General features: G+C 60.1%; 13 protein-coding genes. 8 read left to right on the top strand and 5 right to left on the bottom strand.

The genetic code is table 11. From position 1 onward, the window contains the following. The first annotated feature begins 275 nt into the window (after positions 1-275). Genes AACY45_RS20845 through AACY45_RS20825 form a run of 5 tightly spaced genes read left to right on the top strand, consistent with a single transcriptional unit; the run spans position 276 to position 3,276 of the window. Positions 276-803: a fimbrial protein gene (locus AACY45_RS20845; protein ID WP_339547208.1), complete on the top strand. Its 528-nt coding sequence runs from the start codon at positions 276-278 to the stop codon at positions 801-803. A 26-nt stretch (positions 804-829) separates the two neighbouring features. Then, on the top strand, positions 830-1,300 hold the full coding sequence (locus tag AACY45_RS20840) for a fimbrial protein (protein ID WP_339547207.1): 471 nt from the start codon (positions 830-832) through the stop codon (positions 1,298-1,300). 32 nt (positions 1,301-1,332) lie between these two features. Next, a complete protein-coding gene (locus AACY45_RS20835; RefSeq protein WP_339547206.1) occupies positions 1,333-1,800 on the top strand; it encodes a fimbrial protein in 468 nt (155 codons plus the stop codon). Then, positions 1,797-2,324, top strand: coding sequence for a fimbrial protein (locus AACY45_RS20830; protein ID WP_339547205.1), 528 nt, complete (start codon positions 1,797-1,799; stop codon positions 2,322-2,324). Before AACY45_RS20835 ends, AACY45_RS20830 begins: the two co-directional genes overlap by 4 nt. Beyond that, positions 2,317-3,276: a reverse transcriptase domain-containing protein gene (locus AACY45_RS20825; RefSeq protein WP_339547204.1), complete on the top strand. Its 960-nt coding sequence runs from the start codon at positions 2,317-2,319 to the stop codon at positions 3,274-3,276. The genes AACY45_RS20830 and AACY45_RS20825 overlap by 8 nt, the downstream gene beginning before the upstream one ends. A 1,378-nt stretch (positions 3,277-4,654) precedes the next feature. Here the strand turns inward: AACY45_RS20825 and AACY45_RS20820 are convergent. Both AACY45_RS20820 and AACY45_RS20815 read right to left on the bottom strand, forming a co-directional pair. Beyond that, on the bottom strand, positions 4,655-5,479 hold the full coding sequence (locus AACY45_RS20820; protein WP_339547203.1) for an alpha/beta fold hydrolase: 825 nt from the start codon (positions 5,477-5,479) through the stop codon (positions 4,655-4,657). A gap of 36 nt (positions 5,480-5,515) precedes the next feature. Beyond that, entirely contained in the window at positions 5,516-6,070 is a 555-nt protein-coding gene (locus tag AACY45_RS20815; protein ID WP_339547202.1) for a cysteine hydrolase family protein, read from the bottom strand. A gap of 96 nt (positions 6,071-6,166) precedes the next feature. On the opposite strand from AACY45_RS20815, the gene AACY45_RS20810 reads away from it, so the two are divergent. From AACY45_RS20810 to AACY45_RS20800, 3 genes are all read left to right on the top strand, one after another. Further along, positions 6,167-7,162 (top strand): GlxA family transcriptional regulator, encoded by a 996-nt coding sequence (locus AACY45_RS20810; protein ID WP_339547201.1) that lies wholly within the window; start codon positions 6,167-6,169, stop codon positions 7,160-7,162. A 185-nt stretch (positions 7,163-7,347) separates the two neighbouring features. Then, positions 7,348-8,457, top strand: coding sequence for a DUF3182 family protein (locus tag AACY45_RS20805; protein WP_339547200.1), 1,110 nt, complete (start codon positions 7,348-7,350; stop codon positions 8,455-8,457). Further along, on the top strand, positions 8,447-9,205 hold the full coding sequence (locus AACY45_RS20800) for an alpha/beta hydrolase family protein (protein ID WP_339547199.1): 759 nt from the start codon (positions 8,447-8,449) through the stop codon (positions 9,203-9,205). The genes AACY45_RS20805 and AACY45_RS20800 overlap by 11 nt, the downstream gene beginning before the upstream one ends. A 51-nt stretch (positions 9,206-9,256) precedes the next feature. Here AACY45_RS20800 and AACY45_RS20795 read toward each other — a convergent pair whose 3' ends face one another. The 3 genes from AACY45_RS20795 to AACY45_RS20785 are packed head-to-tail and all read right to left on the bottom strand — an operon-like array spanning position 9,257 to position 12,343. After that, entirely contained in the window at positions 9,257-10,243 is a 987-nt protein-coding gene (locus AACY45_RS20795) for a lysylphosphatidylglycerol synthase domain-containing protein (RefSeq protein WP_339547198.1), read from the bottom strand. Continuing rightward, the gene (clsB, locus tag AACY45_RS20790; protein WP_339547197.1) at positions 10,230-11,537 is read right to left on the bottom strand and encodes a cardiolipin synthase ClsB; all 1,308 of its coding nucleotides are present in this window, start codon (positions 11,535-11,537) and stop codon (positions 10,230-10,232) included. The genes AACY45_RS20795 and clsB overlap by 14 nt, the downstream gene beginning before the upstream one ends. Continuing rightward, positions 11,534-12,343, bottom strand: coding sequence for an endonuclease/exonuclease/phosphatase family protein (locus AACY45_RS20785; protein ID WP_339547196.1), 810 nt, complete (start codon positions 12,341-12,343; stop codon positions 11,534-11,536). Before AACY45_RS20785 ends, clsB begins: the two co-directional genes overlap by 4 nt. Positions 12,344-12,409: the final 66 nt, after the last annotated feature.

The following is a 12,409-nucleotide window of genomic DNA, read 5'->3' as shown; positions in this document are numbered from 1 at the left end:
AAAAAAAGCCGATACAGCTCTGTCTCTCCACGAGTGGCAATCCCTGTGGGTAAAGCCGGCGGTGGTGCGAGTGGCACCGCTACAGCCGGTTGCCCCAGCTGAAGATAACGCCTGTGTGGACATTGTTAAGGGTGTGTTGCGTGTGCATGACGCGTTCACGGGAAGTGCCTGTCGGCTGGAAATGCCCTCGACGCAATGGGCTATGGGGCAGGGAGATATAGGTCGCAACCGATTGGCGCAGGCATGTTTAGCCCAACCGAGTTTGCGAACTGACTATGAGTAGCGTGAGCAGTGTGGCCAATGAAACTTTACACCGGTATGTGCGCCGTGCCTTGTGCGTTGCTTTGGTTGCGCTGGTAGCTCCAGTTCAGTCGGTCATGGCGTCCTCATCCAGCACCATCAATGTGACGGTGATCCTCACGGCGCCGCCGTGCACGGTTAACAACAATGGCATTGTGGTAGTCGACTTCGGCAGCGATGTGCAAACCACCCTGGTAGACGGCAGCTATAAAGTAATGCAAGTGCCTTACTCACTGCAGTGTCCGGCGGGGGGGGGCAAGACGATGGGTATCCGGATAGAAGGAACGGGGGCCGCGTTTGATCGCAATGTGTTGGGGACCAATATCAGCAATTTTGGCATTGCAATATTGAATGGTGGTACTCGGCTGCCTATCAACAGCTCGAAGGAATTCACCTATCCGAACTGGCCGAAGCTTTACGCGGTGCCGGTCAAACGTAACGGTGCCACGCTGAGTGGTGGTGTCTTCTCTGCGATAGCGACCATTAGGGTGGAATACCAGTGAACAGGTATAACGTGACGAAATTTTATATGGGCATGCTGCTGTTTCTGGTGAGTGGCATCTTGAGTGCAGCAGATTGGGAGGTTGATAACCTGAGATTCCGCGGCACCCTGATTGAGTCAATACCGTGCAAGGTGAGTAGCAATAACATTATTGTCGTTGACTTCGGCAGCGACGTGCAGACCACCCTGGTGGACGGCACCTATAAAAAAATGCAAGTTCCGTACTCCGTGCAATGCCCGGCGGGAGCCCCCACTGCGATGAGTATCCGGATAGAAGGCTCGGGCGCGGCGTTTGACAGTAAGGTGTTGGTGACCAATATCACTGACTTCGGCATTGCAATATTAAATGATGACACTCGGCTACCTATTAACAGCTCCAAGGAATTCACCTACCCGAACTGGCCGAAACTTTACGCAGTGCCGGTCAAACGTAACGACGCCACGCTGAGTGGCGGTGTCTTCTCTTCGATCGCGACCATGAGGGTGGAGTACCGGTGACCGGGTCTAAGGTGTCGAAACTGTATGCAGGCATGTTGCTTTTTCTGGTCAGTGGCATCTTGAGCGCCGCCGACTGGGAGACAGATAACGTGAGGTTGCGCGGCACGTTGATTGAGTCACCGCCGTGCACCATCAACCAAGACGGCAAGGTGGATGTGAATTTTGGTACTCGGGTAGGCGTGAAAAAAGTGGATGGCGTGAACTACAAGCAAGTGATGAATTACGAAATCACCTGCGATCCGAGTTCCATTGCCAGCGACATGACGCTGGAAATCATGGGTATACCGGCGGATTACGATCCCGCGGCAGTGACCAGCAACGTGAATGATTTGGCGGTCCAGATCCAGCAAAACGGCGTTCCTTTTGAATTGAACAAGCCGATTCCCATCAGTCAGACCAGTCCGCCGAAGCTGTACGCCGTACCAGTCAAACGGGCGGGCGCAGTCTTGATAGAGGGACCATTCGAGGCCACGGCGACCCTGCGGGCGGTGTACCAATGAGCCGGAGCAAGAGGCATCTCTATGCACTGCCGCTGGTGTTGATGCTTAACCAGACGGTGCAGGCCGAGAATGTTCGGCTACACGGCTCCTTGGTAGCAGAACCTTGTGTGATTGCGCCTGGAAGCGAGAGCGTGACACTGGACATTGGCACGGTCACAGACAAGTACCTGTATACCAACCAGCGCACTCGCGGCCAGACGTTTGAAATTCGCCTGACGGAATGCGACGCGAGTCTGGGTAAAACCGTGAAGGTGGCCTTCAGCGGTATTGAAAACCCAAATCTGGACGGGTTACTGGCGGTTGCGGGTGGCAGCCAGGCCAACGGTATTGCCATCGGAATGGAAACCCTCGCCGGCCAGAAACTGCCGCTGAATAAGCCCGGTGAAGGCTTCCGGTTGGTCAACGGCAGCAACACCCTGACGATGTTGGCTTTTGTGCAGGGCGAACCGCAGGCGATAGCCAGTAAGAGCATCGAGCGTGGACCTTTCAGTGCTATCGCCACCTTTAGCCTGGAATATGAATAAGGCCGAGCGTGACTGGTTGGTGGCGTATGTCTGGCTGGGCAAACGACGCCGACATGCTTCTCCAAATGCGGATGTTTGGCACCTGCGTTTCCATTGGCCACAACAAGGTGAGGCGTTGTACCAGCAGGTGCGTGGCGGTAATTATCGCCTGCAACCGATGCAGTTATATCGGGGCCATGACCGCAGTTGGGTACAGTGGTGCGCACAAGACGCCCTGGTGCTGAAATGGGTTGCACTGCAGGTGGAAAATCGGTTGCCGATGCATGAACGCTGCGCCCATATCAAAGGGCGGGGCGGGGGAAGGCAGTCGGTGAATGAAGTTTGGCGGGCACTAGCCTCGGGGGACTTTCCATTCGTCTATCGCACGGATATTCGCGGTTATTACCGTCATATCCGCAAGGAGCAATTGCTGAGTCTTGTGCGCCAGCACGTCGATGATCCAGCGCTTACTGACCTTGTCGAGCAGTATCTGTATTACAGCGTCGAGGACGGCGGGGATATTTTTACGCCTGACAAAGGGATATGTCGGGGTTGTGCGCTCAGTCCGCTCATGGGGGCTGCGCTGCTGTACCACGTGGATGGCCATTTTGCTGCCGTGAGGGGCATCTTTTATGCGCGCTATATGGACGATTTTGTGCTGCTAACCCGCACGCGCTGGCAACTGCGACGCTGTGTAAAACACCTACATGAGTTTTTTAACCAGGGTGGTTTTGAAACGCATCCGGACAAAACCCAACTGGGAAGGATAGAACATGGATTTGACTGGCTGGGCGTATGGTTCACCCCCACGGGGACCTCCATTGCGCCTCGCGCGTTAGAAAACCATCGTGCACAACGGTTGCTGCTTTACGAGCAAGCCCGACGGCGGGGACTGTCAGCGACAGACGCCAACGCGCGGGTGCAAGCGTATTTGATACGGTGGAACATATGGGTAATGCAGATATTGGGATGATCCATCCTTCTCCCGTCTGCGTATGGCCTCAGCGTGATCTATCATGCGCGACTACCGGCCCCGGAACGAACCACCGCACATGACCGTGTGTACCCGCGCATACCGGGAAACACGGCGAACCCCCAGGTCGAATGATGAAAAAAGTAGCCCTTATACTCGCGATAACCGCGATCTCCGTGACACACGATGCGCTGGCGGCCTCGACCATCTGGATGTCAAAAGTACCAGACACCCCATGGACCGACGGGTGGGTGATTACCGCGATATCGGTCGACAGCGTCCATGCCATCATGGACACTCCGGCTGTCTGGAAAATGGGGAACATTCTCAGAGTCACCACTGACCCAACCGGTCCCACTTCCGGTCTCCTCACCTGCTCCAAGACTATGACTGCTGACTGCTATCAATGGAAGCCACCACCCGCGACCCCCCCCTGCGACACGAATCTGGCCACGGCTCAACACGCCCAACAGCTCGTGGGGCTCGGGGTCACTACAAAGAAAGGCGAACGGCCCTACAACTGGTCGTACTACTGTGTGGACCGTGCAGGAACCAACACCACCCGGTCCATTCCTGCTGGGACGGTGATTGCGACCGATGCCCCCGTATCGTGCACTATCGCCAATGCCCAGCTTACGTTCCGCGGACGCGTTGGTGAACGGGCGAAAACGTCAACGAACCTGAACATTCAATGTGACTCGCCAGCGACACTCCGCCTAACGTTAAGTGATGGGGGGCTGGTCAGGGTGGGGGGAGAGGGGGAAGTGCGATTGACATTCGGAAAAAACGGCAGGGACGTTCTAGACGTAAGCGGAACCGCTCCCCTCGTAGATATTGAAGGAGAACTGACCAAATCTCCACCCACTGCAGGAACCTATAGTGGTTCTTCTGTGCTTCGCCTCGACATACTGTAGCGTGCTGGGCGACTGTCCGCATCGCCAATACGCCGTTCGTAGCTTCAATCACGGTGTAAGGTTGGAGAAGCAGAACCTATATCTTCGGGGGCTGGGCTTAGGACCTGCAAGCGCATCAACTGAAATGGGGCGCTTGCCGCCGCAGCACGCGTTTTACGTAATCGATTTGTTGGACTAGGCACAAAACAAGAAAAGACTGATGGAGGGTTTAAAGTGCCAAAAAATATAAAGGTATATTTGTAATTTTTGAAGTCATGGCACAATAAAAATTTTACAAAATAATTAACTTTATTGGTTGTTGTGGCTTTTAAATACTTCAACCAACTGAAAATTAAACGTTTTCTTTATAGTTGTTATTCGCATGGCAATGAAGAGGTGTTTACAAAAATTGTGACGAACACCTGAGGCATTTTTGTAAAGTTTCAGCCTGAAAGCCCCGATCTAGGGGCTTTTTTTATGGGTGGCTACTGCTGCGCAAATCGCAACATATCCGCGTTCACTTGCGTTTTATGAGTATCCGTCAGCCCATGGGGAGCTCCTGGGTAAACGATCAGTTCGGCATGTTCGATCAAGCGTTTGCTCTCACGGCCAGCGGCCTCGATCGGGACGATCTGGTCGTCGTCGCCATGGATGATCAAGGTGGGGATGTCGAATTTCTTCAGGTCCTGGCGAAAGTCGGTTTCCGAGAACGCCTTGATGCTGTCGAAGGTGTTTTTATGGCCACCCATCATGCCCTGCATCCAGAAGGCGTCGATCAGCCCCTGGGACGGTGTGGCGCCGGGGCGGTTGAAGCCGAAGAACGGGCCGCCGGCCACGTCCTTGTAGAGCTGCGAGCGGTCGGCAATGGAGCCCGCACGGATGCCGTCGAAGACTTCGATTGGCAGGCCCTTGGGGTTGGTCTCGGTTTTCAGCATCAACGGCGGCACCGCGGAAATCAACCCGACCTTGGCCAGTCGTTGGGTGCCGTGGCGGCCGATATAGCGGGCGACTTCACCGCCGCCGGTGGAGAAACCGAAGAGAATCACGTTGTTCAGGTCCAGGTGTTCGATCAGTGCGGCGAGGTCGTCGGCGTAGTGATCCATGTCATTGCCGTCCCAGGGCTGGCTGGAGCGTCCGTGCCCACGCCGATCATGGGCAATGGCGCGAAAGCCATTGTCGGCAAAGTGCAGCATCTGTGACTCCCAGCTGTCACTGGAGAGCGGCCAGCCATGGCTGAAAACTACCGGTTGCCCACTGCCCCAGTCCTTGTAGTACAGGGTGTTGCCTTCGCGAGTCGTGAAAGTAGCCATGTCGATCGTCTCCAATGAATGCTCAGGGAATCAGGCTTAGGGCTGTGCCGCCAGGAACTCGGCGGTGGACACCACGCTGGCGTAGGCAAACCCCAGGGCCGACATGAAGGCGGCGTGCACCTGGGCGGCGGGTACGACCTGGCCGTTGAATTCCAGGTCGCGGGACGCGCAGGCGTCGTGGATCACTGTGACGTGGTAGCCAAGGTCCGCCGCGGCGCGCGTGATGCCGTCGATGCACATGTGGCTCATGCTGCCGACCACCACCAGATTCTCGATGCCGTGCTGGTCGAGGATTGACTGTAGTTCGGTTTCGCGGAAAGCGTTGACGAAGTGCTTGAGCACCACCGGCTCGTCACTGCGATTGAGCACCTTGGGGTGCAATTTGGCGCCGTCGGAGCCGGGGGTGAAGAACGGGGCATCGCTGGAGGTGAATTCGTGGCGGATGTGCACCACCGGGTGGCCGGCCTCGCGGAACGCCTGGAGCAGTGTTGCCGCGTTGTCGGCGGCGGCATCGGCGCCCACCAGCGGCCATTTCCCTTGGGGGAAGTAGTCATTCTGGATATCGACTACGATGAGTGCTTGCTTGGCCATGGGTGTTTCCTCGGGAGTGTGTGTGGGCGCCAGTATTGCGGCGCACGCACGCTTAGAGGATTGGCCGCACCGACAATAGAAGGGGGAAAACTGACAATGGGCATAGAACGCGCAGTCGCCGAGTTGGGCGTGCTGACCTATCCCGGTGCACAGCTGGCGGCAGTACACGGCTTGACCGATCTGTTTGGCGTCGCCAATCGCATTGCCGCCGAGCACCAGAGCGCGCAATTGCCGTTGTTGCGGGTCAGCCACTGGCAGGCAGAGGCCGGGCGCGCCCCACAGCGCGTCTACGACAGTCATCCTGGCCCCGATGGGAGCTTGATGGCGCTGCTGATTCCGCCGTCGATCGGCGGCTTTTGCGAAGGGCAGGCGTCAGCGCCGCTGATCCGGTGGCTGCGCCAGCAACACGCGAGCGGCGCAACCTTGGGCGGGGTGTGCGTGGGATCGATTCTGCTGGCCGAAAGCGGCCTGCTGGATGGCCGTAGCGCTACCACCCACTGGACCTCGGCCAAGCAATTCGCCGAGCGTTATCCCCAGATCAAGCTCAACGCCGACACCCCCATCGTCGATGATGGCGACCTGATCACCACCGCCGGCCTGATGGCCTGGTCCGAGCTGGGCCTGCGTCTGGTGGATCGTTTGCTCGGGCCGAGCATTGCCACCGGTACTGCGCGCTTTCTGGTGGTCGAACACAGTGACAGCGCAAGCCAGTGCGGCAGTAACTTCGCGCCGATCCTCAGCCATGGCGACGCGGCGATCCTCAAGGTCCAGCACTGGCTGCAAGCCAACGGCGCGGTGGAGGTCTCGTTGAGCGTGATGGCCCAGCAGGCAGGTCTGGAGGAGCGTACCTTCCTGCGCCGCTTCCGCGCGGCCACCGGCTTGAAACCCACCGAGTACTGCCAGCACCTGCGGGTGGGCAAGGCTCGGGAAATGCTCGAGTTCACCAACGGCACGATTGACCATATCGCCTGGAGCGTGGGGTACGCGGACCCCAGCGCGTTTCGCGCGACCTTCAGGAAAATTACCGGGCTGGCGCCCAGCGATTACCGCAGCAAGTTTGGGGTATCGCCGACGGCGGTGCTGGCGCGGTAACGCCGTGCAGGGATCGTGCAAAATGCCAGAGCGTTGGCGACAGTCGTGCAGAATAAGACAGGCCCGTTGCCAGCTGTGACTCCCACGGCCAGCGAATTAACCGCGCATCCGCCGCGACCCGGGGTTGGCCTGATCCCTGCAGCGCCCTGAGCTATATTCATCAAGCGCAGATGGCAGGGGGACGCATGACCCCGACTAATCGCAACAAACTGGTGGTGGCCCATTCCGTGCGACCCCAGGCGCCACTGCACGAGGTCGAGACCAACCGAGCACTGGCTCACTGGCTGGCGCAGATTCTCGGCTACCAATATGGCGGCAGTTACCACCCCAACACCCATGCCGGGCGCGACCTGTACGTGCTGCCTACCCAGACCCTGGTCGGTGGTGCGGCCGCTCGTCAGTTGGGGGTCAAAGGGCCGGACGATCTGTGGGGCGGCTACGTCGACCACCCGTTCATCTGCACCAAAGCCATTACCCATGGTCTATTGAACAGGCAGGCCAAGGCACCTGAAGGCTGGGCACCCTCGTTTGCGGAACGGGTACGCCAGATGGTGCTGGAGGGCATCAGTGTGTTTTCCCTCGACGATGCCCTGCCAGCGGCTGAACAACTGCTCGAACGTGGCCCGCTGCGCCTGAAACCGATACACGCCTGTGCCGGACGCGGTCAGGAAGTGATCAGCAACCTCGCAGCCTTCAGGCAAGTCCTGGGCCGTGCCGACGCCGCCGAGCTGTTCGCCAGCGGGGTAGTGCTGGAGCAGGACCTCAAGGACGTCGTCACCCACAGCGTCGGCCAGAGTTTTATCGGCGACACCGTGCTCAGTTACTGCGGCGAGCAATACCTGACCGAAGACGGGCTAGGCGAAAAAGTCTATGGCGGCTCGGACCTGCTGGTGGTCCGGGGCTATTATGACGACCTGCTCCAATTGCCCCTGGCCGACGATGTGCGCCTGGCCATCGAGCAGGCGCAGGTATTCGACGTTGCGGCGGACGAGGCCTACCCGGGGTTTTATGCATCGCGGCGCAACTACGACATCGCCCAGGGTCTCGATGCCCAGGGGCAGCGTTGCAGCGGTGTGCTCGAGCAGTCGTGGCGCATGGGCGGGGCCAGCAGTGCGGAAGTGGCGGCGTTGCAGAGTTTCGTCAACCAGCGGGGTTTGCCGGCGATTCGTGTGTCGTCGGTGGAAACCTACCGTGACCAGCCCCTGCCGGCAGGCGCCATCGAGGTGTACCGCGGCCCGGCGGAAAACAGTCCATTTCTCCTCAAGTACGTGACGGTCCAACCTTATGACGGCTAGAAGCGAAACCATTGAAATCGAAATAGACGACGAACACATGAGCGGGACCTTTCTGAGTCCCAAATCCAAGGTCCCGGGTGTGTTGTTCGTGCACGGCTGGGGCGGTAGCCAGGAGCGTGACCTGGAGCGGGCCAAGGGCATTGCCGGCCTGGGCTGCGTGTGCCTGACCTTCGACTTGCGTGGACACACCGGCGGCACGGGGATCCCGCTGACCCGGGTGACCCGCGAAGATAACCTCAAGGATCTCTTGGCCGCCTATGACCGCCTGCTCGCCCACCCGGCCATCGACACTTCCGCGGTGGCGGTAGTCGGCACCAGTTACGGTGGCTACCTGGCGGCGATCCTCACCACGTTGCGCCCCGTGCGCTGGCTGGCACTGCGGGTGCCCGCGCTGTACCGCGACGAACTGTGGCACACCCCCAAGCGCGACCTCGACAAGCAGGACCTGCTCGATTACCGCAGCACCCTGGTCCACGCCGAGAGCAATCGGGCCCTGTATGCCTGCTCGCAATTCACCGGCGATGTGTTGCTGGTGGAATCGCAAACCGATGATTACGTACCCCATGCCACCATCATGAGTTACCGCGCGGCGTGCCGGCAGACCCATTCCCTGACCCACCGCATCATCGATGGCGCCGATCACGCCCTCAGCGAGCCCGTGGCGCAACAGGCCTACACCGCGATCCTGGTGGGCTGGATTACCGAGATGGTGGTGGGTGAGCGCTTGAGCATCATCCAGTCCAACTGACGGGCTTCTTTTCGGTGGGTGCGAGCCCGCTCCCATCGTGGATGTGGGCGTTCAGGAAGGTTTCTTCTCGATCCGCAATGCCTTGGCCTTGGCTTCCACCACCAGGTACATGGCCACCGTGATCAACAGCGGCAGCAGGAAATAGATCGCCCGATAGGCCAGCAGGCCGGCGACCAGGCTGCCGCGAGAGGCCTGGTGTTGCAGCAGGGCGACAAACACCGCCTCCAGCACCCCGAGCCCGGCCGGAATATGGGTAATCACCCCGGCGATGGCACTGATCAGCAGCACCCCAAGCACCAGTGGATAGTCGAGCTTGCTCGGCAGCAGGGTGAAAATCACCGCCGCCATCAGCGACCAGTTCAACGCCCCCAGCGCCAGTTGCAGCAGCGCCATGCGCAGTGACGGCAGGTTGATCTCAACCCCACGAATCGACCATTCGCGACGGCTGGAAAAACGGCACGCCGCCAGGTAGCCCGCGCTCACCAGCAGTAACAGCAGGCCCACGCCCTGCAAGGCCGCGCTGCTGAGCTTCCAGCCCGGCGGCATGTGCACCAGGCCGCTGCTGAAGATCGCCCCGGCCACCACCATGTAGCCAAACCAGTTGGTGGCCAGGCTCAGGCCCAGGATCTTGGCAATGTTGCCCTTGCTGACCCCCAGCCGCGAATACAAGCGATAGCGCATGGCGATGCCGCCTACCCAGGCGCTCAGATTGAGGTTGAACGCGTAGCTGATCACCCCCACCGGCAGGATTTGCCGCCAGGTCAGGTTCTGCCCGATGTAGGTGCGGCCGATCAAGTCGAAGCAGGCGTAAGTGAGAAAGCTCAGCAGGGTAATCATCGAGGCGATGATCAGGGTCCGGACCTTGAAATCCTTCAGCGTGTCGAACACTTCGCTCCAGTCGATGCGGTGGGCGAGCAGGGTGAACAACACAATCAGCAGCAGGAAGAACAGCGCCGTGAGGGGCTTTTTCAGGCGCCGCCAACGGGAAGGCGCCTGCTCGGCAGCCGCGGGCGTGTCTTGGCTTTCAGCGCGACTCATCGGCGTCATCCTGCACCTGTCCCGCAGACGTGAAGGGCTGCAGGTGCGGTTTGTGTGCCGGCAGCCAACCGGCCCAGGCGGGGAAGTGCCGCAGGCAATGGAACACCAGAAAGCCGATGGTCATGCGCCACAGTAATCCACGGGGTCGCTGGTTGGCCGGCATGACCTTGCAGTGATGGTCACTCAATTCCTCCAGGCGCTCGCACAGCTCGCGGTTGAATGCCCGGTCGCGAATCAGCACGTTGGCCTCCAGGTTCAACGACAGGCTCAGGGGGTCGAGGTTGCTCGAGCCGACCGTGCTCCAGTCCTCATCCACCAGGGCGACTTTGCCGTGCAGCGGGCGCTCGCAGTATTCATAGATCTTTACTCCCGATTGCTGCAGGTAGTCATAAGTCAGGCGGGCCGCCAGCTTGGCCACCAGCATGTCCGGTTGGCCCTGCAGGATCAGCCGCACCTCGACACCCCGGCGGGCGGCGTTGCGAATCTCGCGCAGCAAGCGGTAGCCGGGGAAAAAGTAGGCGTTGGCGATGATCACCCGGCGTTGGGCGCTGCGCAGCACCTGCAGGTACACGTCCTCGATGTCCCGGGGGTGGTCGTGGTTGTCGCGGTAGACCAGGCGCACCTGGCCATCGTGGTCGCTGAACGCCCGCTCGCTGCGCCGGTGCTTGCGCCGCAGCCAGCCAGACCGCGCCCCGGCGTGGCGCCCGCTTTGCAGCAGGGCAAAGTGATGGATGTCCACCACCGCCGGCCCTTCGACTTGCACCGCATAATCCTGCTTGGCCTCGGGGCCGAAGTCCGCCAGGTGGTCGGCGCTGAAGTTGATGCCGCCGATAAAGGCGATGCGACCGTCCACCACCACGATCTTGCGATGCAGGCGACGGAACCAGTTGGTGCGGATGCCCAGGCGCCGGGGGGCCGGGTCGAACATTTGCAAGTGCACGCCGGCATCACACATCGCCAGGAGAAACTCGCTGGTCAATTCGCCGCAACCAAAACCGTCGAGGCTGACGGTGACACGCACGCCGCGCTGCGCAGCTTCGATCAGGATCTGCTGCAACTCGCTGCCGACCTTGTCCTCGAACAGAATGAAGGTCTCCAGCAGAATCTCGCTCTTGGCCTGGCGCAGGGCCTCGAACACCTTGGGAAAGTAGGCCTCGCCATTTTCCAGCAATACCACGCAGTTATTGCCGTGCCAGCCATAGTCGGGGTCGACGAGGGCGCGTCCGGTCGCAGCCGATTCGGGGGTGGCCGCCTGGGGCTCGAGCAGGTTTTTTTCCAGCGGGGCGCTGCTCATAGCTCAATCTCCACCGACAGCGGAACATGATCGGAAAGGTGCGACCAGGGGCGCGCCGCCAGTACCTGCGGGCGATGGGCCTTGAGGTTGCGCACGTAGATGCGGTCCAGGCGCAGGAGAGGCAGGCGGGCGGGAAAACTGCGCGCCGACTGGCCATGGTGCTCGCTGAATACTTCGCGCAACCCCAGAGGCCTGAGCCATGCGTCGGCGCGCTGGCGCCAGTCGTTGAAGTCGCCGGCGACGATCACTTTGGCGTCGGCGGGCAACGCTTGCAGGCGCTTTATCAACAGTTGCAGCTGTTCGTCGCGATGGACCTGGCGCAACCCCAGGTGCACGCACATGGCATGCACCTGCTGGCCTTCGCCGGGCAGGCGTAACACGCAATGCAGCACGCCCCGGCTCTCATGGCCGCTGATGGAGACGTCGAGGTTGTCGTGACGGATGATCTGGAATTTCGACAGCAGGGCATTGCCGTGGTCGCCTGCCGGGTACACCGCGTTGCGCCCATAGGCGAACTGCGGCCAGAGGCTGTCGGCGAGGAATTCGTACTGGGGCATGCTGGGCCAGTTGCTGTAGCGCCGAGGATGATGCTCATGGGTGCCGTGTACTTCCTGCAGGAACACCACGTCGGCGCCGACACTGCGCACCGCTTCGCGCAGTTCGGGCAGGATGAAACGCCGGTTCAGGGCGGCGAAGCCCTTGTGGGTATTGACCGTGAGCACGGTAAAACGGCGTACCGAGGTCCGGCTTGCACTCGCTGCATCGGGTTGTTCGGCCTGCTCGCCGCTGCTGTCAAACGCCGCCATGTGTGATCCCGCCTGATGATCGTCGGGCTGCCCCCTGTTTGTTGATGACTGTGGGCCAGGGCGGAA

Origin of the sequence: Pseudomonas sp. RA_35y_Pfl2_P32 (genome assembly GCF_963970735.1) — a bacterium.
GTDB lineage: Bacteria > Pseudomonadota > Gammaproteobacteria > Pseudomonadales > Pseudomonadaceae > Aquipseudomonas.
This window is presented reverse-complemented; position numbering and strand designations above follow the sequence as displayed.

Excerpts from the sequence above, each read along its gene's own strand:
- AACY45_RS20845 (WP_339547208.1), top strand. The coding sequence starts at position 276 with ATGAGTAGCGTGAGCAGTGTGGCCAATGAAACTTTACACCGGTATGTG.
- AACY45_RS20840 (WP_339547207.1), top strand. The coding sequence starts at position 830 with ATGGGCATGCTGCTGTTTCTGGTGAGTGGCATCTTGAGTGCAGCAGAT.
- AACY45_RS20835 (WP_339547206.1), top strand. The coding sequence starts at position 1,333 with ATGTTGCTTTTTCTGGTCAGTGGCATCTTGAGCGCCGCCGACTGGGAG.
- AACY45_RS20830 (WP_339547205.1), top strand. The coding sequence starts at position 1,797 with ATGAGCCGGAGCAAGAGGCATCTCTATGCACTGCCGCTGGTGTTGATG.
- AACY45_RS20825 (WP_339547204.1), top strand. The coding sequence starts at position 2,317 with ATGAATAAGGCCGAGCGTGACTGGTTGGTGGCGTATGTCTGGCTGGGC.
- AACY45_RS20820 (WP_339547203.1), bottom strand. The coding sequence starts at position 5,479 with ATGGCTACTTTCACGACTCGCGAAGGCAACACCCTGTACTACAAGGAC.
- AACY45_RS20815 (WP_339547202.1), bottom strand. The coding sequence starts at position 6,070 with ATGGCCAAGCAAGCACTCATCGTAGTCGATATCCAGAATGACTACTTC.
- AACY45_RS20810 (WP_339547201.1), top strand. The coding sequence starts at position 6,167 with ATGGGCATAGAACGCGCAGTCGCCGAGTTGGGCGTGCTGACCTATCCC.
- AACY45_RS20805 (WP_339547200.1), top strand. The coding sequence starts at position 7,348 with ATGACCCCGACTAATCGCAACAAACTGGTGGTGGCCCATTCCGTGCGA.
- AACY45_RS20800 (WP_339547199.1), top strand. The coding sequence starts at position 8,447 with ATGACGGCTAGAAGCGAAACCATTGAAATCGAAATAGACGACGAACAC.
- AACY45_RS20795 (WP_339547198.1), bottom strand. The coding sequence starts at position 10,243 with ATGAGTCGCGCTGAAAGCCAAGACACGCCCGCGGCTGCCGAGCAGGCG.
- clsB (WP_339547197.1), bottom strand. The coding sequence starts at position 11,537 with ATGAGCAGCGCCCCGCTGGAAAAAAACCTGCTCGAGCCCCAGGCGGCC.
- AACY45_RS20785 (WP_339547196.1), bottom strand. The coding sequence starts at position 12,343 with ATGGCGGCGTTTGACAGCAGCGGCGAGCAGGCCGAACAACCCGATGCA.